This is a genomic window from Streptomyces sp. NPDC050485 (genome assembly GCF_044458185.1).
Lineage (GTDB): Bacteria > Actinomycetota > Actinomycetes > Streptomycetales > Streptomycetaceae > Streptomyces.
On the sequence record NZ_JBITHR010000009.1, the window covers coordinates 12,785 to 34,517 of the forward strand.

The following is a 21,733-nucleotide window of genomic DNA, read 5'->3' on the forward strand; positions in this document are numbered from 1 at the left end:
CGTACGTCGTGTGCTCGCGCGACGCGCCCTCGTACGACGCGTGCTCGAACGTCGTGTCCTCGCGCCTCGCGTGCTCGTGCTTCTCGTCCATGCGGACGAGCCTAATCGGGTACGGGGACCCGCTCAGCGGCGTCGCGAGCTGAGCGCGCAGACCGCGGCCGCCGCGGCCCCCGCGAGCACCGCCGCGACGACGAGCGGCACCACCGCCACGTGCACGGTTCCGCTCCGTGAGCCGGTGACCAGGCCGTGGACGGCGTACTGCGCGGGTGACGGCGCCAGCACCAGGGTGAGCAGCGCGGCCAGTGCGGTGAGCGCGAGGGACCAGCCGCGGCCGTGCAGCACCGGACGGCTGCCCAGCGCGCCGACCGCCGCGCCGATCAGCACGCAGACCCCGGCGGCCACCAGTCCCGCCACGGTCGCGGAACCCAGCGGCACCGCGACCTTGTGGTCCCCGCTCGCGGGATCGCTGACGGCGGCCACGTACGCCGTACCCGCGAGGCCGAGCACGCCCGCGCCGCCCGTCGCGGCCAGCAGCGACGCGAGGTGCACCCGGGCCGGGCCCGCCGCCGCGGCGGCGCAGGTGCGGGCGGCGGCCGGTTCCTGGGTGACGCAGATGCGGACGAGCCAGGCCGCGACCGGGAGCAGGCCCGCCGCCGCGTACCCCATCGAGTCGAGCACCGGCTCCCCCGCCTGCACCCCGATGCCCAGGAAGGCGACGTACCCCAGGACGGGAGCCAGCCAGCGCTGGGAGCGCAGCAGCAGCGCGCTCTGGTAGCGGACCAGCGCGACGAGAGGGGTCATGGGCGCCGCACTCCTCGGATGTGCCAGGGCGGACGGGCGGTGAGCAGGGCGCGCAGCAGGTCGTCGGAGTGGGCGGCCGCCACGGTCAGCGTGTGCGATCCGGCCGGGCCGGACCGGAGTTCGGGGGCGCCGGGCAGTCCGGCGGGGAGAAGGGCGGTGCCGGCGACGTCGATGTGGACGAGTTCGCCGCGCGGGCGCCCGCCGTCGGTGCCGAGTGGCTCCTCGGTGCCGAACGGCTTCTCGGTGCCGAGCGGCTTCTCGGTGCCGAGCGGCTTCAGGGATCCGCCGTGCAGCGCGTACCGGGCGTCCTCGCTCCCCGCGAGCCGCTTCGGGTCGTGGTCGACGAAGACGACCGTTCCGCCCCCTGCCACCCGCTCCCGCACCGCGCCGTCCAGTTCGGCGCGGGCCGCGCTGTCGAGCCCGGTCCACGCCTCGTCCAGGACGAGGAGTTCGGGGTCGGCGAGTAGCGCCTGGGCCACGGCGACCTTCTGGCTGGTGCCTTTGGAGAGTTCGGCGAGCGGGGTACCGGCGTGCCCGGTCGCGCCGAACCGATCGAGCAACTCCCCCGCCCGTTCCTTCGCCGTCCGGCGCGGCAGGCCGTGGATGCGGCCGAGCTGCACCAGATAGCCCGCCGCGGTGAACGGCAGCGCGGCCGGGAAGCGTTCCGGGACGTATGCGGTGCGCGGGCGGCCGGTGACGCGGCCCTCGCTCGGCGCGTCGATCCCGGCGAGCAGCCCCAACAGGGTTGATTTTCCTGTGCCGTTGGAGCCTTCGATCCGGACCAGGGTGCCGGTGGGAAGCTCCAGGTCGATGCCGCGCAGGATCCACGGGCCGCCGATGGTGTAGCGGCGGCCCGCTCCCCACAGTGCGCGTGCGGTACTCAGTGCTGCTGCACCTTCTGCGGCGTCGCCTCGCTGGGCCGGACGATGACGTACCCCTCGCCCTGGAGCATCAGCTGGACGGCCTCGCCGGAGCCGCCGCGCAGCATCGAGCCGATGGACTGCGAGCGGTGCAGGGAGGTGTTGAGGTTCGCGGTCCAGCCGACCACCGCGTCGGTGTCGACGTACACCGGCAGTTGCGGGGAGACCGGGATGACCAGCGGGTTGCCCTCGCAGACCAGGCCGAGTCGGCCGTGGCCGGTGAAGACGCTGTTGAAGAGGCCGCCACCGGCGATGCCGGAGCCCTTCACGGTCTTGATCTCGTACGACAGCGAGGAGTCGAAGCAGAGCACGTTGCGGCCGTTGATCGTGAGGGCGTCGCCCTGCTCGATGTCGACGATGAAGCAGTTCTGCGCCTCGTGCGCGAACCAGGCCTCGCCCTGGCCGCTGACCGACATCAGGGGCAGGCCCTCGCCGGTCACCGCCCGCTTGAGCATGCCTCCTATGCCCTGGCCGCGCCGCTCGAACTGCAGGGTCCCGCGGTAGGCGATCATCGCCCCCTGGCGCGCGAGCATCTCGCCGTTGACGGCGTACTTGATCGACTTGGGGTTCTGCAGGGTCATTCCGGCGGCGTCGGCCGACCGCGCCATGTTCTCGGTGGCAAAAAGGTCGCTCTTCATGGGCGCATCCTGTCCCGGAAGGATTCATTCCGCCAAGAATCACTCCTTCGGCGGCTGGCAGACTGGTGGGGTGAGCACTCAGGACACCTCTTCCGACAGCCCGTTCCACCACGAATCCCCGCGCGACGAGGCACCGCAGTACGTACTGCCGCTCGTCGTACGCATCGAGAAGGCCGAACCCCCGGCCCGTACCGACGCGCTGGAGACGGCGGCCCGTGCGGTGCTCGTGATGCTGTCCGACGAGCGTTCGCTCGGCGAGGGAGCGGACGCGGGCGAGTGGGCGCGGGCCATGCGCGACTGGCAGGACGCGCGGATCCGCAAGGTGGTGCGGCGGGCCCGCGGCGCGGAGTGGCGCAAGGCCTCGGCGCTGCCCGGCATCACGGTGACCGGGAAGTCCGCCGAGGTACGCGTCTTCCCGCCGGTCCCCCTGGACGGCTGGCCCAAGGAACTGGCCAAGCTCCAGGTGTCGGGGACGGATCTGGACGACCCGGCGGATCCGGGCGCCCCCGATCCGCTCACGCCGGTGCTCTGGCTCAGCCCGGAGCTCGACATGTCGGCGGGCAAGGCCATGGCGCAGGCCGGGCACGGCGCCCAACTCGCCTGGTGGGAGCTGTCGGACGCGGACCGCAAGGCCTGGCGCGAGGCGGACTTCCCCCTCTCGGTACGCACCGCGGACCCGGCCGCATGGCGCGAACTGACGCTCAGCGGCCTCCCGTTGGTCCGCGACGCGGGCTTCACCGAGATCCGGCCGGGTTCGACGACGGTCGTGGCGGACCATCCCGCTCTTCGCGCACGGTGACCGGCAACGCCCACCACCTGAGTGCATGAGTCTTCCCCAGCTTCACCGAGATCGCCCCCGGCTCCTGCACGGTCGTAGCCGACCACCCGGCGCTGCGCGGCTGAGGGGGGCTCTTCTGCCCTCTCCGGCGCGAACGAAGGCCGTGACCCTCTGCCCCACCAGCCGGACACGGTCGCGCAGCCCTTTGCTCTCAGGGGTCACCGCCACACCCTGTCGCGGTGCGCGGGTGAAGGCGATCGCCGTCGGTGCCGAGATCGAGCGTGGTGAGTCCTGCCGAGGTGTTCGATCGCCTAGTCGCCGACCGGCCTGCGCCAGAAGCCTGTGGGCAGGTCTTCGACTTCGACGGCTGCCTGGCGAAGATCAGCGGCGACCGGCAGCAAGGCGGCGTAGACCGGGTCGCCACCGGCGGCCATACGGTCGATGACCTGGGCATTGGTTCGGGCCCGCTGGGCGACGACGGCCCCGAACGCGGCCCGGTCGCCGTCGTACCCATAGGCATCGAGCAGCAGGTGCAGGCGCCGGGACCGGTCCTCGAATGCCGTGAATCCGGTCCTCTCGGCGAACCGGCGGGCGTGCAACGGCACCCAGGTCAACGCCATGAAGGCCAGGTCGAACTCGCGCGACGAAGGCCCGACGGTGTCCCAGTCGAAGAACCCCGTCAAACCACCGTCATGCCACACCGCATTCCACGGGGCCGCGTCATGGTGACCAATGATCAGACCGGGCCGCCAGGTCTGCCCGGCGAGCCATCGCACGCCCTCCGGTGGGACGAACTCCGCTGTCGCGTCGTGCAATCGTCGGGCCCACCGGCCGACGCTTTCCAACGCGGTGTCCGAGTACACCCACGCAGGCCAGGGCAGGTCCTCTCCGGCCGTCTCACCCACAAGATGGGTCAAGATCTCGCGCTGCTGGTCGTCCACCCCCAGCACTCGGGGCGCACCGTCAAACCGCACGGCTTCCAGGTGGCGCAGCACCGCGTGCACGCCGGGCGTCCACGGCTGCAGGGGCCGGTGCACCGCATCGCCGATCCGCACTGCGCCCACAGTCCTACCGCCCGGCAGTCGCTGCTCCATGCGCCGGTTGTATCGCATTCCGACCGGCTGCACATCTCCATTTCCCGGCCGCGAACCACCGGACCCGATGCACTTGAACCGGCTGAGGGGCCGGACCACGCGCTCCTCTGGCCGTCCGTGTGGAAGATCGCCATGACCTCGAAGGAGAGGCACATCGAGCCGACCTCCGGGTGCTGGAAGTGCTTCTGGCCGCCGCCTCGCGCCCGTACGTCGTACCGCTCCCACGTCGGGCGAACTCCGGGCTCTTCACGACGAGTTCGCCGACGAGCTGGGCCAGCTCCGGCATGTCCGGGTCGGCGCCCGCCATCGCCCGCAGATGGGCCGCGCTGTGCGCCGCCATCTTCTCCCAGTCCCGGTACAGGCTGCGGCCCATGGGGTGCAGGAACATGTAGCGGGTGACGTTGCGGCGCTCTGGCGGCCAGTCCGTGATTCCGGGGAAGAGGCGCAGGCCGGGCCGGTTGGCGGCGAGCAAGTCGTTGGCGCGGGTGACGACGTACGCCGGCGAGGGGCGCAGCGTCTCCAGCGGGATGCGAGCGTCGCCGCCGAGCGGGCCGGCACGGCAGCGGCACTTCTCAACACCAGCCGCCAGACAGCCGGAGCGCTCAGCATCGCCGTGTTCGGCGCGCTCCTCGCAGGGGACTTCGCGCCAGGCATGCGGGAGAGCCTGCTGCTCGCCGCCTGCCTCCTGGCGGCCACGGCGCTGGGCGCGGCGGCACTGCTGCCTCGACACCCGGCGCCGCACGGCTGAGGGGGCCGGCCGGCCGGCGCGGCACGGCAACCTCAAATCGAGCTCTGAACGTGCCCCGCGGGGGTTCGGCGCCAAGGCCCCGGGCCATGACCTGTCCATGAAGAATTTGGGCATCGGCATCGGCTGGCGGCCTGAGATCGCGGACGCGGTGGAGGGGCTGCCCGGCATCGACTGGGTCGAGGCGGTCGCGGAGAATCTCTGCCCCGGTCACCTCCCCGACTCGCTGGTACGCCTGCGCGAGCGCGACGTCACCGTCGTACCGCACGGCGTCTCGCTGGGTCTCGGCGGCGCCGACCGCCCGGACGCTGGGCGCCTCGCCGACCTCGCGGCCCGCGTCGAGGCGCTGGGCGCCCCGCTCGTCACGGAGCACATCGCGTTCGTGCGGGCGGGCGGCCCGCTGACCGCGTCCCCGCGCCTCGAAGCGGGCCACCTCCTGCCGGTACCGCGTACCCGGGACGCCCTGCGGATCCTGTGCGAGAACGTCCGCATCGCCCAGGACGCGCTGCCGGTACCGCTCGCCCTGGAGAACATCGCCGCCCTGATCAACTGGCCCGACGAAGAGTTGACGGAGGGTCAGTTCCTGGCCGAGCTGGTCGAGCGTACGGGGGTGCGGCTGCTCATCGACGTGGCCAATCTGCACACGAACCGGGTCAACCGGGGTGAGGATCCCGCGAAAGCCCTCGGCGAGCTGCCTCTTGAGGCGATCGCGTACGTCCATGTCGCGGGCGGGGTCGAGCGGGACGGGGTGTGGCACGACACGCATGCGCATCCCGTGCCGGGGGTGGTGCTCGACATCCTGGCCGATCTGGTGTCGCGGGTGTCGCCACCCGGGGTGCTTCTGGAGCGGGACGACGCGTTTCCGCCTGCGGCGGAGCTGGCCGGTGAGCTCGGCGCCATTCGAGCCACGCTGGGGGCTGCAAAGTTCCCCACCCCGCCCCTTCCCGCCGCGTGGGGGGCCCTGCCCCCAGACCCCCGCTCCTCAAGCGCCGGAGGGGCTGGTTTTGGCCGCCCGGAGCCCGAAGGCGCCCAGACCGAAGGCGCCCGCACTCGCCTCGCCCTCTCTCAGGCCGCTCTGCTCTCCTCCCTCACCGCCGGTACGCCTGTGCCTGCCGGGTTCGACGGGCGGCGGGTGCGGGTGCAGGCCCGGATGCTCGCCGGGAAGCGGGCCGATGTGGTGGCCAAGGTGGCGCCAGAGTTGCCGCGGATTCTCGGGGGCGGTTATCGGGAGGCATTCCTCGCGTACGCCAAGTCCCGTCCCATGCACGGCGGTTACCGCCAGGACGCGCTCGACTTCGCGCGGTTCCTGCTCGACGCCGGACGGATCGAGGATGCCGACGCTGGCCGTCGGCTGGGCCGCTGGTGGAAGGAGCGGGCCGGCGCCAGGCCGCCGGGCCGGGCCGCGCGGCTCCTTCGCACCCTGGTCCGGGCGGCCTGAGCCCAACCGGTCAACGTACCGTCTGCGCAAGTAGGTTGAGCGGCACTCCGCCATCACGTGACGACTCCCACACCACCCCGTCACCCATTTCACGGAACCGCCTTCGGGATCAGCGGCATCCGCACTACCGTGCGGCACCGCACCAGGAGGCATCCATGCGTCACTTGTTGTCCGGTACGGGACTGGTCGTCACCGCGTTGGCGGCGACCTTCGCCGCGCTGCTCTTTCCGGTCTGGTCGTACGCCGACCGCTCCGGCACCCCGCTCGCCGATCTCAACGCCGGTACCGTGGCGACCCGTTGGGGGCCGCTCTCCGCTGCCGACCGGGACTTCGTGGTCCGGGTGCGACTCGCGGGTCTCTGGGAGGGACCGGCGGGACAGCAGGCCGTCGAACGGGATCCCAGCGCGGCGGTCAGGGCGGCGGGGCAGCACCTCGTGGACGGGCACGCCTTCCTCGACGCCCGGGTCCGCGAGGTCGCGGCCCAGCTCGGGATGGAGCTGCCCGACCAGCCCAACGCCCAGCAGCAGTCCTGGCTGCGCACGCTGACGGCCGGGCGCGGCATCGCGTACGAGCGGGACTTCGCGAACATCCTGCGGTCCGCGCACGGGAAGGTGTTCGCACTCGTCGCGCAGATCCGGGCGGGCACCCGCAACTCGCTGGTGCGGGGGCTCGCCGACGATGCGAACACGACCGTTCTGGACCACATCAAGATGCTGGAGGCGACCGGTCTTGTCGACTTCGACGCGCTCGCGCGCGACGGCGCCGCGACGGCGACGGCGAGCCCGACGGGACCGCCGCCGCCCACCCCGGGAGCCACCGTGGCGAGCCCGGCCCCGGTCACGCCGCAGCCGGACGACAGCCCTTCGCCGTCCACCCCGGTCACACCCGGGCCGGACGACAGCCCTTCGACGTCGTTCCCGCTGCCGCCGGCCGCGTCCCGCCCGAAGTCCGAGGCGTCGCCCGCCCCGGACGACACCCACACTCCGTAAGGAATAGATAACCCGAGGTCCAAATTGTGGACAGGTCATGGCGGCGAAGCATCAACTTCGCATAGAAATCGGCCATGTTCTGGGTCCTCTTCCTTCTGCCTGCGATCGTCGCGGCCGGTCTCTCCTGCGGCCGCCTGTGCCTCGCTGCCGTCGCCGCGGCGCGGCCCGCACCGTTGGCGGACCGGGAGCGGGGCCTGTCCTGCTACGAGGCCGCGTTCCTGGCCGGCGGCCCCGACCGGGTCACCGACCTCACCCTCGTCTCCATGCACCGCGCCCGCCGGCTGCTGCTCGCGCACACCGGCTGGGCCACCGTCGTCGACCCCGAGGGCCGCGACGACCTGGAGCGGTCCGTCCTGACGGCGATCGGCCCCGGCGGCCAGCAGCGGATAGCGGCGATACGGTCCGCCGCGGCCGCCGCCGACGCGGTGCACGCGCTGGCCGAACGGCTCGCCGCGGCCGGACTCGCCGTCCCCGACGCCGTGCGGTCCGGGGTCGGCACCTCGGTACGGGTGGTCCGCGCGGCCACCCTGTTCATCGCCGCGCTCGCCGTCACCGCACTGCTCATGCCGGGCGAGACCGGCACCGGGCGGGGCGCGATCGCCGCCTGGTTCGCCCTCCCCCTCGTCCTCACCCTGGGCTGCCTGGCCATCGCCCGGGTGGAGATCCATCCGTACACCCGCTGGGCCTCGCCCGACGGACAGCGGCTGCTCGGCGGGCTCGACCCGGCGGGCGATCCGCTCACCGCGGTGGCCGTGCGCGGGATCAGGGCGGTGGACGATCCCCAGCTGCGCACCGCCCTGACAAGGGGCCGCTTCGCTCATCGGGGTCAATGACCGCGCCGTCGCGGCCCCGCTGCTTTACTTCACCCCTTTTCGAAGTTTCCCTTTTGATCTGTATGTACTTCTGTAGTACCGCAGCACGAAAGGGATGTACCGGCGATGAGAGCAGTAGCGCTGTACGGAACCCTCGGTTCCCTCGTCCTGACCGCCCTCACCGCCGCCCCCGCTGGCGGCGCGGATCCGCCGACCGCAGAGGCCAGGGGCGTGACGGTCGCCGCCGAACGCGCCGCCGCCGTCCCGATCGCCTTCGGGCGCTGCCCCCAGGCGGAGATGCTGCCCGCGACGGTCCGGTGCGGCACCGTCGAGGTGCCGCTCGACTACGCCCAGCCCACCGGCCGCCAGATCTCCCTCACCGTCAGCCGGACCAAGGCGCACGGCAAGCACGCCGAGCGGCAGGGCGCCCTGGTGTTCAACCCGGGCGGCCCCGGCGCCTCCAGCATGTACTTCCCGATGGTCGCCGGGCTCCCCGACTGGAAGCGGATCGCGGGGGCGTACGACCTCGTCGGCTACGCCCCGCGCGGAGTGGCCCGCTCGGCGCCGCTCTCCTGCCAGGACCCGCGCGACTTCGCCAAGGCCCCCACCCAGTCACCCCCGGACCCCTCACCCGCGTACAAGAAGGAGCGGATCGCGCAGGCGCAGGCGTACGCCGAGGGCTGTGCGCGCAACGCGGGGGACGCGCTGCGGCACTACACCAGCATCAACAACGCCCGTGACCTGGATGTGCTGCGGGCCGCGCTCGGTGAGGAGAAGCTGACCTTCATGGGCGCCTCGTACGGCACCTACTTCGGGGCGGTGTACGCGACGCTGTTCCCCTCGCACATCCGCCGGATGGTCTTCGACTCGGTGGTCGACCCGGACCCGGGCCAGATCTGGTACCGCAACAACCTCGACCAGTCGCTGGCCTTCGAGAGCCGCTGGAAGGACTTCCGCACCTGGGTCGCCAAGCACGACGACGTGTACCACCTGGGCCACACGGCCGATGAGGTGCTGCAGAGCTACGAGAAGGTGCGGGCCAAACTGACCCGCGAACCGGCCGGCGGCACGGTGGGCCCCGCCCAGTTGCAGGCCGCGTTCCTCAAGGCCGGGTACTACGACGACTACTGGACGAGCCGGGCCAGCGCGCTGTCCGAGTACCTGAAGGGCAATGAGCGGCCGCTGGTCCAACAGGCCGCGCCCAAGGCGGAGTCGGCGCGGGGCGACGAGAACGGCAATGCCGTGTACACGGCGGTCGAGTGCAATGACGCAGCCTGGCCACGGGACTTCACGACGTGGGACCGCGACAACAGCGCGCTCGCGAAGGTCGCGCCGTTCGAGACGTGGGACAACGCGTGGATGAACCTGCCGTGCGCCTACTGGCCGGCCCCGCAGCAGAAGCCGGTGGACGTACGGGCCGCGGAAGGGGCGCTGCCGCCGACGCTGATCCTGGCGGCCGAGCGGGACGCGGCGACGCCATACCCGGGGGCGCTGGAACTCCAGCGGCGGCTGCCGGGCTCCGTGGTCATCACGGAGAAGGACGCCGGTACGCACGGCATCGCGGGCGGCGCCAACAAATGCGTCAACGGCTATCTGGAGGACTACCTGTTGAACGGTCGGACGCCGGTGCGGCGCGCTGCGTGCGCGCCGCACCCGGAGCCGAACCCGGTGTCGCTGGACGAGCGGACGGCCGACAGGCCGGGGCGTGTGCCGCGCGCTCTCTGATCTTCCGGGTCAGGGGTGACCGGGGTTCCGCTCGCGTGGCGCGGACCCCGGTCACCTGGTCTTTCTAAGCCAGTCCCGCGACGAGGTCGGCGACGCTCTTGCGGCGGCCCGTGTAGAACGGGACCTCCTCGCGGACGTGCATACGGGCCTCGGAGGCGCGCAGATGGCGCATGAGGTCGACGATGCGGTGCAGTTCGTCGGCCTCGAAGGCGAGCAGCCACTCGTAGTCGCCGAGCGAGAACGAGGCGACCGTGTTGGCCCGCACGTCTGGGTAGCCGCGGGCCATCTTGCCGTGGTCGGCGAGCATCCGGCGGCGGTCCTCGTCCGGCAGCAGGTACCAGTCGTAGGAGCGCACGAACGGGTACACCGACACGTAGTCGCGCGGGTTCTCATCCGCGAGGAACGCCGGGATGTGCGCCTTGTTGAACTCGGCGGGCCGGTGCAGCGCCATGTTCGACCAGACCGGTTCGAGCGCGCGGCCCAGCTTGGTGCGGCGGAACAGGTTGTAGGCGGTCTGGAGCTCGTCGGAGGTCTCCGCGTGCCACCAGATCATAATGTCGGCGTCGGCGCGCAGACCCGACAGGTCGTAGGTGCCGCGGACGGTGATGTCCTTGGCGGCGAGCTGGTCGAACAGCTCCTGGACCTCGTCGGCGTAACCGGCGCGGTCCTCAGGGAGTACGTCGCGCAGCTTGAAGACAGACCACAGGGTGTAGCGGATGACCTCGTTGAGGTCCTTCGCCTTCTTCCCCGCGTTGGGAATCTTTTCCGGAGCAGCACTCATGTGGCTATTGTCCCGCGTCACTCCGGGTGTTCTGCGCCAGGGTCGACGTGGCGATGATCTCGTCCGCGGCTCGCTGGGCGCTCGCGATGCACGCGGGGATGCCCACACCGTCGTACGCCGCGCCGCAGACCCGCAGTCCAGGGAGCTTGGCGACCTCCGCGCGGACCCGGGCGACCTTGGCCGGATGGCCCACCGGATACTGCGGAAGTCCGCCGATCCAGCGGGTCACTTCGGTCGCGACGGGCTTCGCCGACAGGCCGACGGCCTCGCCGAGGTCACCCAGCGACACATCCACGAGGTCGGCGTCGTCCCAGCCGAGGTGCTCCTCCTCGCCGTAGCGGCCGATCGAGGTGCGCAGCACGAAGAGGTCCGAGGCGCGGTCGGTGACCCACTTCCACTTGTACGAGGAGAACGTGGAGGCCTTGATGGTGCGGCCGTCGACCGGCGGCACCAGGAACCCGGACCGCTCGTCGAGCCCGGCCAGATCACCGCGCCGGAAGGCGAGGGTGACCAGCGCCATCGAGGCGTACTCGACCGCGGACAGCTCGGCGGCGGCGACCGGCGACTCGGCGGCGAGCAGCGCGGAGGCGGCCCAGGCGGGGGTGGACAGGATCACGCCGTCGGCCGCGATCAGCTCGGTGTCGGTACGGATCTGCCAGCCATCGGCGGTGCATGTCAGGTCCAGCACCGGGGTGTCCATGCGGATCTCGCCGCCCGCGGCCCGTACGGCGTCGGCGACCGCGCCGGGCAGGGTGCCGATGCCGCCGTCGAGGCCCGCGAAGACCGGCCCGGTCAGCTGCTTGGCGGCGGCCTTCGCCTGGATGTCCTGGACGCCGTCGAGGAGCGAGCCGTGGCTGCGGGCCGCCTCGAAGAGCTGGGGGACGGCGGCCCGCATCGAGATCTTGTAGGCGTCGCCCGCGTACACGCCGCCGAGCAGCGGCTCGACCAGGCGGTCGACGACCTCGCGGCCGACCCGCTTGGCGACGAACTCGCCGACGCCGATGTCCTCGCCGACCTCGGTAGGGGCGAGTTCGCGGTCCCGCGCGATGCGGGCCAGGCCCTCGGCGGACAGGATGCCGTGCAGCGCCTCGGGGTGTGCCGGGACGCCCATCACATGGCCCTTGGGCATCGGGCGCAGCGCGCCCCGGGTCCAGATGGCGGCGGTGGCGGTCGCGGGCGCCTGGAGCCGGTCGCCGAGGCCGACGGCGCGGGCCAGTGCCACGCCCTCGGGGCGGCGGGCCAGCATCGACTCGGCGCCGAGGTCGACGGGCGCGCCCGCGATCTGTCCGGCGAGCAGCTTGCCGCCGAGCGTCGTAGTGGCTTCGAGCAGGGTCACGCGGGCGCCGGCCCCGAGCAGCCGGTGGGCGGCGGCGAGTCCCGAGATCCCGCCTCCGACGACGACGATGTGCGGGGCGCTGGTGACGGCGTTGTCCATGCCCCCACTGTCTCAGACCCCCCTCGACGCGCCGGTCCGCCCCCACCCCCAGGTGTCCGCACGGGAATTCCCCGCTCCTCCGGTACGTATCTTCCCCAGAGAAGGCGGAACCCGGGCAGCACTCAGCGGACTTCAGAAATGGAGGCACCCCATGGCGGCGGAGCGACTGGTGGTCATCGGCGGAGATGCGGCGGGCATGTCCGCCGCATCGCAGGCCCGCAGGCTCAAGGGCCCCGAGGAACTGGAGATCGTCGCCTTCGAGCGCTCCTGCTTCACCTCCTACTCGGCCTGCGGAATCCCGTACTGGGTGGGCGGCGACGTACCGGAACACGAGGACCTGATCGCCCGCACCCCCGAGGAGCACCGGGCGCGCGGGATCGATCTGCGGATGCGTACGGAGGTGACGGAGCTGGATGTCGCGGGCCGCCGGGTGCGGGCCCGCGATCTCGAATCCGGTGCCGACGCGTGGACTTCGTACGACAAGCTCGTCATCACGACCGGGGCGCGTCCGGTGCGGCCCGCGCTGCCGGGGATCGACGCGCCGGGCGTGCACGGGGTGCACACCATCGACGACGGCGGGGCGCTGCTCGACAGTCTGGCGGCCGCCGGGGGCCGCAGCGCGGTGGTGGTGGGCGGCGGCTACATCGGCATCGAGATGGCGGAGGCGCTGCTGAGCCTGAACTTCGAGGTGACGCTGCTGACCCGCGGCGCCGAGCCCATGCACTCGCTCGACCCGGACATGGGCCGCCTGGTCACGCGGGCGATGCAGGAGTCCGGGATCCGGGTGGTCACCGGCGCCGAGGTCACCAAGGTGCTCACCGCGGAGTCGGGCCGGGTGCGGGCGGTGGCAACGGATTCCGCCGAGTACCCGGCCGACGTGGTGGTGCTCGGTCTGGGCGTGGCCCCCAACACCGAACTCGCCCGCGCGGCCGGACTGCCGCTCGGGGAGTCGGGCGGTCTGCTCACGGACACCTCGATGCGGGTGCGCGGCCACCAGGACATCTGGGCGGGCGGCGACTGCGTGGAGGTCCTCGACCTGGTGTCGGGCCGCAGGCGCCACATCGCGCTCGGTACGCACGCGAACAAGCACGGCCAGGTCATCGGCTCCAACGCGGGTGGCGGCTATGCCACGTTCCCGGGCGCCGTCGGCACGGCGGTCACCAAGGTCTGCGAGACGGAGATCGCACGCACCGGGCTCCTGGAGCGGGAGGCGCGCGAGGAGGGCCTCCAGTACGTCACGGCGACCATCGAGTCGACCAACACCGCCGGCTACTACCCGGGGGCGGCCTCGATGACGGTGAAGATGCTGGCCGAGCGGCGCAGCGGGCGGCTGCTCGGCGTGCAGATCGTGGGCCGCGAGGGCGCGGCGAAGCGCATCGACGTGGCGGCGGTGGCGCTGACGGCCCGTATGACGGTGGACCAGCTCGTCGCCCTGGACCTCGGGTACGCCCCGCCCTTCTCGCCGGTGTGGGACCCGATCCTGGTGGCGGCGCGCAGGGCGGTGGCGGCGGTGCGGGGTTAGGGCCCGCACCGCCCGGGGGTCAGCGGGCGGTCTGCTCGTGGACGTACGCGACGAGCCGGGTCAGCGCGTCCGGGTCCATCGACGGCAGCACCCCGTGGCCCAGGTTGAAGATGTGGCCTTCGAGGCCGGCGGCCGCGTCCAGCACCTCGCGGGTCTTCGCCTCGACGGCGGCGGTCGGGGCGAACAGGACCGCCGGGTCGAGGTTGCCCTGGAGCGCCTTGCCGGGGCCGACCCGGCGGGCCGCCTCGTCCAGCGGGACGCGCCAGTCGACGCCGACCACGTCCGCGCCGGCCTCGCCCATCAGGCCGAGCAGTTCGCCGGTGCCGACGCCGAAGTGGATGCGCGGCACGTTGTAGGAGGCGACCGCGTCGAAGACCTTCGCCGAGGCGGGCAGCACCGAGCGCCGGTAGTCGGCGGGGGCGAGCGCGCCCACCCAGGAGTCGAAGAGCTGGACGGCCGAGGCGCCGGCCTCGATCTGGACCTTGAGGAAGGCGGCGGTGATCTCGGCGAGGCGGTCGAGCAGGTCGGCCCAGAGCTCGGGGTCGCCGTACATCATGGCCTTGGTGTTCTCGTGGTTGCGGGACGGGCCGCCCTCCACGAGGTAGCTCGCGAGCGTGAACGGCGCGCCCGCGAAGCCGATCAGCGGCGTGGCGCCGAGCTCGCCGGTCAGCATGCCGATCGCCTCGGTGACGTAGTGGACGTCCTCGGGGGTCAGATCGCGCAGCCGCGCCAGGTCCGCCCGGGTGCGGATCGGGTCGGCGACGACCGGGCCGACGCCCGGCTTGATGTCCAGGTCGAGGCCGATCGCCTTGAGCGGGACCACGATGTCGCTGAAGTAGATGGCCGCGTCGACCTTGTGGCGGCGCACCGGCTGGAGCGTGATCTCCGTGACGAGCTCCGGCCGCATGCACGATTCCAGCATCGGGATGCCTTCGCGCACCTTCAGGTACTCCGGCAGCGAACGCCCGGCCTGGCGCATGAACCAGACCGGCGTGTGCGGGACGGCTTCCCGCCTGCACGCCTTGAGGAACGCGGAATCGTGCGTCGTGCTGTTCGGCTGGCCCACAGGGCGGTCGTTGGCGCTCACGCCCAGAATCTTCGCATGTACCGGCAAGCGGCCGCCCCGGGCCGGGTGTCCCTACCGGCGCCGGGCGCCCGTTCCGCCTAGTCTTCCCCGCATGGCTGCCGCTCAGGGACGAACTACGGATGGCGCTGACGGCAGGGACGCCGCGGACGGGACCACCGTTCCGTACGCCTTCCGTCAGGCCGTCGACGCACTGCGGACGGCGCGGCTGCGCCCCGAGATCGAGGTGGACGAGACACGTCCGCCGCAGCGCCTGGCTCCGCACGCGTACGCGGTGGAGGCGGCGGTGGTCGAGGGCGAGGAGGACCTGGCCGACGGCCGGCTCGTGCTGCTGCACGACCCCGCCGGGCACGACGCCTGGCAGGGCACCTTCCGCCTGGTGACGCTCGTACGGGCCGAGCTGGAGCCGGAGATGGCGGCCGATCCACTGCTGCCCGAGGTCTGCTGGTCGTGGCTGACCGGCGCCTTGGAGGCACGCGGCCTTTCGTACGGGGAGGCGAGCGGCACGGTCACCCGGGCCGGCTCGCACTACTTCGGCGGGCTCGCGGAACGCCGTCCGGCCACCCAGATCGAGATCCGGGCGTCCTGGACGCCGCGCGAGGGTCTGGGCGGGGTGCCGGACACCGCGGGCCACCTCGCGGCCTGGTGCGATCTGCTGTGCCAGATCGCCGGTCTGCCCCCGGCTTCGGGGCCGACCGAGGCGGGCAGCGGTGTGGTCACGCTGCCGCAGCGCCGCGACCCCCGCTGACGGTCCGTCCGTCCCCTTCTGGCCGGTCCGCGCCCCGCCTGTGGTGGGGCGCGGACCGTTTCCACGGGCCCGCGCACGGCTCCGGGCGCCCCGCCGGGCACTCGACCATCGATCACTAGTCCGATTTGCCCTAAATGTTTCTCACCAAATCGTGATCATTCTCTAAAGGCCGAGGGGTTTGATGCCGAAGAGGTTTGTGACCCTAACTGCACGGTTCGCCCCGGCTTCATCCCCGAGCCGGCTCCGTCCCGCACCTTCCCAGGAGGCCTGGTGTCCGTTCTTCTTGAGCAGCCCGCAAGCCTGGTCGCCTACCGCCCGAACAAGCCGACGGCCATGGTCGTCGTTGCCGACCCCCGAGTCCGCTCCACCGTGACCCGTCACCTGTGGGCACTCGGAGTACGTGACGTCATCGAGGCGTCGTCCATCGCGGAGGCCCGTCCCCGCGTCGGCAATCCGCGCGACATCTGCGTTGCCGACGTCCACCTGCCCGACGGTTCCGGGCTGACCCTGCTGTCCGAGACCCGCGCGGCGGGCTGGCCCAACGGCCTGGCCCTGTCCGCGGCCGATGACATCGGCGCCGTGCGCAACGCCCTGGCGGGCGGCGTGAAGGGCTACGTCGTCACCGGTACCCGCACCAACGTCGGGCACCCCAGCCGCCCCGGCGCCGCCCCCATCGGCGCCGCGGCCGCCCGTATGCACCGCCGCCCCCCGGGTGCCCCGAGCCACCCGGGCGGCTACCGCGAGCTCTCCGGCCGCGAGGTCGAGGTGCTCCGACTGGTTGCGGAGGGCCAGTCGAACAAGGCCATCGGCGTCTCGATGGGCCTGTCCGCACTGACCGTCAAGTCCCATCTCGCCCGGATCGCACGCAAGCTCGGCACGGGTGACCGCGCCGGGATGGTGGCCGTGGCGCTGCGTACCGGAATCATCCACTGACTGGTTTACGACCCTCGTGCGCCCGTCGACGGAACGTTCCGTCGACGGGCGCCGTGCATACACAGATACCCTTGACCGGTGACCGACGCCCATAAGACCGCAGCAGAGACAGCACTGCGAACCACCGGGGGCGCTCCCCCGGACGACGTCGACAAGGCGCCGATTCCCTTGCTGGAGCCCCGAGAGGGCATTCCCCCTGTCGTTGCCACCGACGAAGCGCTGGCCGAAGTGGTCGCCGCCTTCGCGGCCGGCACCGGCCCCGTCGCCGTCGACGCCGAGCGCGCGTCCGGCTACCGCTACGGGCAGCGCGCGTATCTGGTGCAGCTGCGCCGCGAGGGCGCGGGCAGCGCGCTCATCGACCCGGTCGGCTGTCCTGATCTCTCCGCTCTGGGGGAGGCGCTTTCGGACACCGAGTGGATCCTGCACGCCGCGACCCAGGACCTTCCCTGCCTGCGCGAAATAGGCATGGTTCCCTCCCGGCTCTTCGACACCGAGCTCGCCGGGCGGCTCGCGGGCTTCCCGCGCGTCGGCCTCGGCGCGATGGTCGAGAGCGTGCTCGGGTACGCGCTGGAGAAGGGCCACTCCGCGGTCGACTGGTCGACCCGGCCGCTCCCCGAGCCCTGGCTGCGCTATGCGGCCCTCGACGTGGAGCTCCTGGTCGATCTGCGCGACGCGCTGGAGAAGGAGCTCGACAGGCAGGGCAAGCTGGAGTGGGCCCGCGAGGAGTTCGACGCGATCGCCGCCGCGCCGCCCGCGCCGCCCCGCAAGGACCCCTGGCGCCGCACCTCCGGCATGCACAAGGTGCGCAGGCGCCGCCAGATGGCCGCCGTACGGGAACTGTGGACGGCCCGGGACCGGATCGCGCAGCGGCGTGACGTCTCGCCGGGCAAGGTGCTGAGCGACTCCGCGATCATCGAGGCCTCGCTCGCGCTGCCGGTCACCGTGAACGCGCTGACGGCTCTGCCCGGCTTCGGGCACCGGATGGGCCGGCGTCAGCTGGAGCAGTGGCAGGCGGCCATCGACCGGGCGAGGGCGCTGTCGGACGCCGAACTGCCGCAGCCCGGCCAGCCGTTGCAGGGCCCGCCGCCGCCGCGTTCCTGGGCGGACAAGGACCCGGCCGCCGCGGCCCGGCTCTCGGCGGCCCGCGCCGCGGTCTCCGAGCTCGCCGAGCGGCTGAACATGCCGCAGGAGAACCTGATCACCCCGGACACCGTGCGCCGGGTCTGCTGGGAGCCGCCCGGCGACCGCTCGGAGGCCGCCGTGGCCGGGGCCCTCGCCTCGCACGGGGCCAGGGCCTGGCAGATCGAGCAGGTGACGCCGCTCCTTGCGGCGGCGCTCACGGACGCCCCGGCGAAGTCCTGACCGGCTGAGCGGGTCGGGCCCGCGGCACACGATTTACCGCCGCGGGCCCGAATTCCCCAAGACCGGACCATATCCAACAGCCTCAAACAGCTTTAGGCTGTGCGCCGCATCAGATTCTTTCAGTGCCTCCGCACCACGGAAGGAATGACATGCGCACGCCATTCAGACGCGCGGCTCTCGCGGCGGTCACCACCGCGCTCGCCCTGGGCGCCGCCGGCCTCACCGCCGCCGCGCCCGCCGCACAGGCCCGCCCGCACCCTCCGGCCGCGTCCCACACCGTCGGCCACGACGACCACGCCTTCACCATCGACGGCAAGCCGCTGTCCATCTGGTCGGGCGAGTTCCACTACTGGCGGCTGCCCAGCCCCGACGCCTGGCGGGACGTCCTGCAGAAGATGAAGGCGGGCGGCTTCAACGCGGCCTCCGTCTACTTCGACTGGGACTTCCACTCCCCCAAGCCGGGCGTGTACGACTTCACCGGCATCCGTGACGTCGACCGGCTGCTCGACATCGCGCAGGAGGTGGGGATCTACGTCATCGCCCGCCCCGGCCCGTACATCAACGCCGAGACCGACGGCGGCGGCTTCCCCGGCTGGCTGGTCACCCAGCAGGGCAAGGCCCGCACCACCGCGCCCGACTATCTGGCGGCCGCCGACGAATGGCTCTCGAAGATCGACCCCATCCTCGCCCGCCACCAGCTCACCAACGGCACGGGCACGGTCATCGCCTACCAGGTCGAGAACGAGTACTACCAGGACACCGCCGACGGCCACGCCTACATCAAGCACCTGGTCGACAAGGCGCACGCCGACGGCATCACGGTCCCGCTGACCGGCAACCACGACGGCGTGTTCGCCAAGGAACTCGACATCGACGGGAGCGACTCCTACCCGCAGGGCTTCAACTGCTCAAGCCCCGACGCCTGGCACGGGCTGCCCGATCTGTCCGGTGCGAAGAAGTCCGGCCAACCGCTGTTTCTGGCCGAATTCCAGGGCGGCTCCTTCGACCCGTGGGGCGGCCCCGGCTTCGACAAGTGCCGGCAGCTCACGAACGGCGACTTCGAGAAGGCCGCGTACGAGAACAACATCGCCTCGGGCGCCACCATGCAGAACTTCTACATGGCCTACGGCGGCACCTCCTGGGGCTGGCTGCCCTCGCCCGGCGCGGTCTACAGCTCCTACGACTACGGCGCCCCGATCCGCGAGGACCGGCAGCTCAGCGAGAAGTACCTGGTCGACAAGCGGCTCGGCTACCTCGTGCAGTCGGTGGCGCCGCTGACGAAGACCGAGAGCGTGCCGCAGGGCGCGCCCGACAACGCGGCCGTACAGCGCCGCGACCGGCGCAATCCCGACGACGGCACCGGGATCACGGTCGTCCGGCACAAGGACGTCAACAACAAGGCGAAGGACACCACGCACCTCGCGCTCGACGGGTATCCGTCGGTGCCGCAGGAGCCCGGCACGGCGCTGACGGTCGACGGCCGCGACTCTAAGCTGCTGGTCTCCAACTATGCGATGGACCACCAGCAGTTGAGGTATTCGACGTCCGAGATCATGACGCACGGCACGTTCGGGGCGCGGGACGTGGCGCTGCTGTACGGGCGGCACGGGCAGGACGGCGAGACCGTGCTGCGGTACGGCGCCCGGCCGGGCGTGCGGGTGCTGAGCGGGCAGGTGAAGCAGACCTGGGACGCGGCGAGCGGCGACCTGCGGCTCAACTACCGCCACGACGGCCTGGCCCAGGTCCTCGTCACCCCGGCGGACGGCTCAACTCCCGTACTTCTACTGCTTGCTGACGATGCGACAGCCGATACGTACTGGCGGCTCGACACCCCGCAGGGGCCGGTCCTGGCGAGCGGTCCCGAGCTGCTGCGGACGGCCTCGTACGACAAGGGCGTGCTGAAGCTCACCGGCGACACCGACAAGGCGGCCTCGCTGCACGTCCTGACCGGCGCGCCCGCGACCTCCGTGAGCTGGAACGGGCGGCCCGCGCCGGGCGCGCTCGACACGACGGGCAGCGCACTCGACGGGCCGAAGGCGGTCTCCCTTCCCACGCTGGGCAGTTGGAAGGTCCAGCGGGAGACTCCGGAGGCGGCGGCCGGGTTCGACGACGCCGCGTGGCGGTCCGCCGACAAGCCGGTGCTCTCGGCGGACGACTACGGCTTCCACGCCGGGTCGGTCTGGTACCGGGGCCACTTCGCGGCCGCCGGGTCGGAGTCCGGGGTCCAGGTCAACGCCAGTACGGGGCGCGGCGGTTCGTATCTGGTGTGGCTGAACGGCACGTATCTGGGCAGCTCCGGGGATGCGACGCACCTGTTCGCGGTGCCGGGCGGGGTGCTGAAGGCCGGCCGGGACAACGTCCTCGCGGTGCTCGCGGCCGACATGGCGCACGAGCAGGACTGGTCGGCGAACGACAGCCACAAGCAGCCGCGCGGTCTGACCGCGGTGCGGCTCGTGGGCTCGGCGAAGCAGATCGGCTGGCGCATCCAGGGCGCGCTCGGCGGGGAGGACCTCGCCGACCCGGTGCGCGGACCGCTCAACACCGGTGGCCTGTACGGGGAACGGCAGGGCATGCACCTGCCGGGCTACCCGGACGCCGGCTGGTCCGCCACCTCGCTGCCGGACACCCGCACGGGCGCCGCCGGGGTCTCCTGGTACCGCACCGGCTTCGACCTCTACCTGCCGCAAGGCCAGGACGTACCGCTCGGGCTGACGTTCTCGGACGACAGGGCGAAGCACTACCGGGCGCTGGTGTACGTCAACGGCTGGATGACCGGCCTTTACGTGAACGGCCTGGGTCCGCAGAAGTCCTTCCCCGTGCAGCCCGGCATGCTGCGCACCCACGGCCACAACACCGTGGCCGTCGCCGTGATCGGCGAGGACGCGGCCGGGGACGGGCTCGGCAGGGTCACGCTCGACGCGTACGGGAACCACACCACGCCGCTGCGGTACGGGGACGTCGCCTCGCCGGGCTGGTCCGCGGCGGACCACGACCCGCGGGCGGGCGCCGATGTGCGGATCGCGGCACCGGACGCGATCGCGCGCGGCGGCACGGGCGAGGTGACGGCGTCCTTCGCGTCGCGCCGGTCGACGGCCCGGGACGCCTCGCTCACGCTGCGGCTGCCGCAGGGGTGGACGGCCACGCCCTCGGCCGCGCAGCCGCTCGGGGACGTGCCGGCCGGGCACACCGTGACGCGTACCTGGAAGGTGACGGCGGCGGGCGGGGCTCAGCCGTGGTCGGCGGTGCTGTCGGCGGCCGCGCGGTACCGGGGCGGTTCGGCGTCCGCCGCGGTGGGCGTGGCCTCGCCGCCACCGGCGCCGGGGGCCGGACCGCACGACCTCGCCGATCTCGACTTCACCGCGACGAACGGATGGGGTCCGGTGGAGCGCAACACGTCCAACGGGGAGGACGCGGCCGGTGACGGACGTCCGATGTCGATCGCGGGCGTCCGGTACGCGAAGGGGCTCGGCGTGCATGCCGACGGTGACGTGACGGTGTTCCTGGGCGGGGCGTGCTCGCGCTTCACGGCGTCGGTGGGCGTGGACGACGAGACCGGCGGCGGCGGTTCGGTCGTCTTCTCGGTCCTGGCGGACGGCAGACAGGTCGCGACGACGCCGGTGCTGCGGGGCGGGCAGTCCGCCGTAGCGCTGGCGGCGGATGTGACCGGCGCGCAGGTCGTCGACCTGGTGGTGGGCGACGGCGGCGACGGCAACGCGCTGGACCACGGGGACTGGGCGGGTGCACAGCTGACCTGCGGCTAGTAGTCCCCGCCCCGTCCGGAGCCGCGGGAGGGCGCTGCGAGTGTGACGTTCGCCGCTCCCGCCCAGGGGGCTGGGCAGTTTGGTTACCCGTAAGTAGCATGGGCGGAGTGAGCGCGCGCTCAGTCGCGTGCGCCAAGCGCAGCAGTGCCATCCCGCACCTGGAGGAG

18 protein-coding genes and 1 pseudogene are annotated in these 21,733 nt (G+C 72.3%); 11 read left to right on the top strand and 8 right to left on the bottom strand.

Annotated features, from left to right (window positions below):
* Positions 1-123 precede the first annotated feature (123 nt).
* From ACIBK6_RS19580 to ACIBK6_RS19590, 3 genes are read right to left on the bottom strand one after another with little or no spacing between them, the layout of a single operon-like run.
* Positions 124-801: an ABC transporter gene (locus tag ACIBK6_RS19580; RefSeq protein ID WP_399052527.1), complete on the bottom strand. Its 678-nt coding sequence runs from the start codon at positions 799-801 to the stop codon at positions 124-126.
* Positions 798-1,685 (bottom strand): ATP-binding cassette domain-containing protein, encoded by an 888-nt coding sequence (locus ACIBK6_RS19585; RefSeq protein ID WP_399052768.1) that lies wholly within the window; start codon positions 1,683-1,685, stop codon positions 798-800. Before ACIBK6_RS19585 ends, ACIBK6_RS19580 begins: the two co-directional genes overlap by 4 nt.
* A complete protein-coding gene (locus ACIBK6_RS19590; protein WP_399052528.1) occupies positions 1,682-2,359 on the bottom strand; it encodes an AIM24 family protein in 678 nt (225 codons plus the stop codon). The genes ACIBK6_RS19585 and ACIBK6_RS19590 overlap by 4 nt, the downstream gene beginning before the upstream one ends.
* 70 nt (positions 2,360-2,429) lie before the next feature.
* Between ACIBK6_RS19590 and ACIBK6_RS19595 the strand changes: the two genes are divergently transcribed.
* A complete protein-coding gene (locus ACIBK6_RS19595) occupies positions 2,430-3,158 on the top strand; it encodes a peptidyl-tRNA hydrolase (RefSeq protein ID WP_399052529.1) in 729 nt (242 codons plus the stop codon).
* 290 nt (positions 3,159-3,448) lie between these two features.
* On the opposite strand, the gene ACIBK6_RS19600 is transcribed toward ACIBK6_RS19595, so the two are convergent.
* Complete coding sequence (locus ACIBK6_RS19600; protein ID WP_399052530.1) at positions 3,449-4,231, bottom strand: phosphotransferase; 783 nt, start codon at positions 4,229-4,231, stop codon at positions 3,449-3,451.
* Positions 4,232-4,398: 167 nt separating this feature from the next.
* A pseudogene (locus ACIBK6_RS19605) lies at positions 4,399-4,703 on the bottom strand (transcriptional regulator); the annotation flags it as partial.
* Between ACIBK6_RS19605 and ACIBK6_RS19610 the strand changes: the two are divergent.
* The 5 genes from ACIBK6_RS19610 to ACIBK6_RS19630 all read left to right on the top strand — a co-directional run bounded on the left by ACIBK6_RS19610 (position 4,608) and on the right by ACIBK6_RS19630 (position 9,940).
* The gene (locus ACIBK6_RS19610; RefSeq protein WP_399052778.1) at positions 4,608-4,979 is read left to right on the top strand and encodes a hypothetical protein; all 372 of its coding nucleotides are present in this window, start codon (positions 4,608-4,610) and stop codon (positions 4,977-4,979) included. The pseudogene ACIBK6_RS19605 and the gene ACIBK6_RS19610 sit on opposite strands and share 96 nt — an antisense overlap.
* 97 nt (positions 4,980-5,076) lie before the next feature.
* A complete protein-coding gene (locus ACIBK6_RS19615; protein WP_399052531.1) occupies positions 5,077-6,414 on the top strand; it encodes a DUF692 domain-containing protein in 1,338 nt (445 codons plus the stop codon).
* 155 nt (positions 6,415-6,569) lie between these two features.
* The gene (locus ACIBK6_RS19620; protein WP_399052532.1) at positions 6,570-7,403 is read left to right on the top strand and encodes a DUF4142 domain-containing protein; all 834 of its coding nucleotides are present in this window, start codon (positions 6,570-6,572) and stop codon (positions 7,401-7,403) included.
* Between the two features lie 74 nt (positions 7,404-7,477).
* Positions 7,478-8,236 (top strand): TIGR04222 domain-containing membrane protein, encoded by a 759-nt coding sequence (locus tag ACIBK6_RS19625; RefSeq protein ID WP_399052533.1) that lies wholly within the window; start codon positions 7,478-7,480, stop codon positions 8,234-8,236.
* 105 nt (positions 8,237-8,341) lie between these two features.
* Complete coding sequence (locus ACIBK6_RS19630; RefSeq protein ID WP_399052534.1) at positions 8,342-9,940, top strand: alpha/beta hydrolase; 1,599 nt, start codon at positions 8,342-8,344, stop codon at positions 9,938-9,940.
* 64 nt (positions 9,941-10,004) lie between these two features.
* Here the strand turns inward: ACIBK6_RS19630 and hemQ are convergent, their stop codons facing one another.
* Together hemQ and hemG are read right to left on the bottom strand one after the other, a co-directional pair.
* On the bottom strand, positions 10,005-10,721 hold the full coding sequence (hemQ, locus tag ACIBK6_RS19635) for a hydrogen peroxide-dependent heme synthase (protein ID WP_399052535.1): 717 nt from the start codon (positions 10,719-10,721) through the stop codon (positions 10,005-10,007).
* A 4-nt stretch (positions 10,722-10,725) separates the two neighbouring features.
* Positions 10,726-12,156 carry a protoporphyrinogen oxidase gene (gene hemG, locus ACIBK6_RS19640; RefSeq protein WP_399052536.1) on the bottom strand — a complete coding sequence of 477 codons (1,431 nt, stop codon included), beginning with the start codon at positions 12,154-12,156 and terminating at the stop codon, positions 10,726-10,728.
* A 151-nt stretch (positions 12,157-12,307) separates the two neighbouring features.
* On the opposite strand from hemG, the gene ACIBK6_RS19645 reads away from it, so the two are divergent.
* Positions 12,308-13,678, top strand: a complete 1,371-nt coding sequence (locus tag ACIBK6_RS19645) for an FAD-dependent oxidoreductase (protein ID WP_399052537.1) — start codon at positions 12,308-12,310, stop codon at positions 13,676-13,678.
* Positions 13,679-13,697: 19 nt separating this feature from the next.
* On the opposite strand, the gene hemE is transcribed toward ACIBK6_RS19645, so the two are convergent.
* Complete coding sequence (gene hemE / locus ACIBK6_RS19650; protein WP_399052538.1) at positions 13,698-14,765, bottom strand: uroporphyrinogen decarboxylase; 1,068 nt, start codon at positions 14,763-14,765, stop codon at positions 13,698-13,700.
* Positions 14,766-14,856: 91 nt separating this feature from the next.
* Here hemE and ACIBK6_RS19655 point away from each other — a divergent pair, with 91 nt between their 5' ends.
* The 4 genes from ACIBK6_RS19655 (at position 14,857) to ACIBK6_RS19670 (ending at position 21,566) form a co-directional block, all read left to right on the top strand.
* Positions 14,857-15,510 carry a DUF3000 domain-containing protein gene (locus ACIBK6_RS19655; RefSeq protein WP_399052539.1) on the top strand — a complete coding sequence of 218 codons (654 nt, stop codon included), beginning with the start codon at positions 14,857-14,859 and terminating at the stop codon, positions 15,508-15,510.
* Between the two features lie 270 nt (positions 15,511-15,780).
* Positions 15,781-16,443, top strand: a complete 663-nt coding sequence (locus ACIBK6_RS19660) for a response regulator transcription factor (RefSeq protein ID WP_329462527.1) — start codon at positions 15,781-15,783, stop codon at positions 16,441-16,443.
* Positions 16,444-16,521: 78 nt separating this feature from the next.
* Complete coding sequence (locus tag ACIBK6_RS19665; RefSeq protein ID WP_399052540.1) at positions 16,522-17,805, top strand: HRDC domain-containing protein; 1,284 nt, start codon at positions 16,522-16,524, stop codon at positions 17,803-17,805.
* A 149-nt stretch (positions 17,806-17,954) separates the two neighbouring features.
* Entirely contained in the window at positions 17,955-21,566 is a 3,612-nt protein-coding gene (locus ACIBK6_RS19670; RefSeq protein ID WP_399052541.1) for a beta-galactosidase, read from the top strand.
* Positions 21,567-21,733: the final 167 nt, after the last annotated feature.

Coding starts and splice junctions, on each gene's coding strand:
- hemG (WP_399052536.1), bottom strand. CDS start 12,156: ATGGACAACGCCGTCACCAGCGCCCCGCACATCGTCGTCGTCGGAGGC.
- ACIBK6_RS19615 (WP_399052531.1), top strand. CDS start 5,077: ATGAAGAATTTGGGCATCGGCATCGGCTGGCGGCCTGAGATCGCGGAC.
- ACIBK6_RS19580 (WP_399052527.1), bottom strand. CDS start 801: ATGACCCCTCTCGTCGCGCTGGTCCGCTACCAGAGCGCGCTGCTGCTG.
- ACIBK6_RS19655 (WP_399052539.1), top strand. CDS start 14,857: ATGGCTGCCGCTCAGGGACGAACTACGGATGGCGCTGACGGCAGGGAC.
- ACIBK6_RS19600 (WP_399052530.1), bottom strand. CDS start 4,231: ATGGAGCAGCGACTGCCGGGCGGTAGGACTGTGGGCGCAGTGCGGATC.
- ACIBK6_RS19670 (WP_399052541.1), top strand. CDS start 17,955: ATGCGCACGCCATTCAGACGCGCGGCTCTCGCGGCGGTCACCACCGCG.
- ACIBK6_RS19590 (WP_399052528.1), bottom strand. CDS start 2,359: ATGAAGAGCGACCTTTTTGCCACCGAGAACATGGCGCGGTCGGCCGAC.
- hemQ (WP_399052535.1), bottom strand. CDS start 10,721: ATGAGTGCTGCTCCGGAAAAGATTCCCAACGCGGGGAAGAAGGCGAAG.
- ACIBK6_RS19625 (WP_399052533.1), top strand. CDS start 7,478: ATGTTCTGGGTCCTCTTCCTTCTGCCTGCGATCGTCGCGGCCGGTCTC.
- ACIBK6_RS19620 (WP_399052532.1), top strand. CDS start 6,570: ATGCGTCACTTGTTGTCCGGTACGGGACTGGTCGTCACCGCGTTGGCG.
- ACIBK6_RS19645 (WP_399052537.1), top strand. CDS start 12,308: ATGGCGGCGGAGCGACTGGTGGTCATCGGCGGAGATGCGGCGGGCATG.
- ACIBK6_RS19630 (WP_399052534.1), top strand. CDS start 8,342: ATGAGAGCAGTAGCGCTGTACGGAACCCTCGGTTCCCTCGTCCTGACC.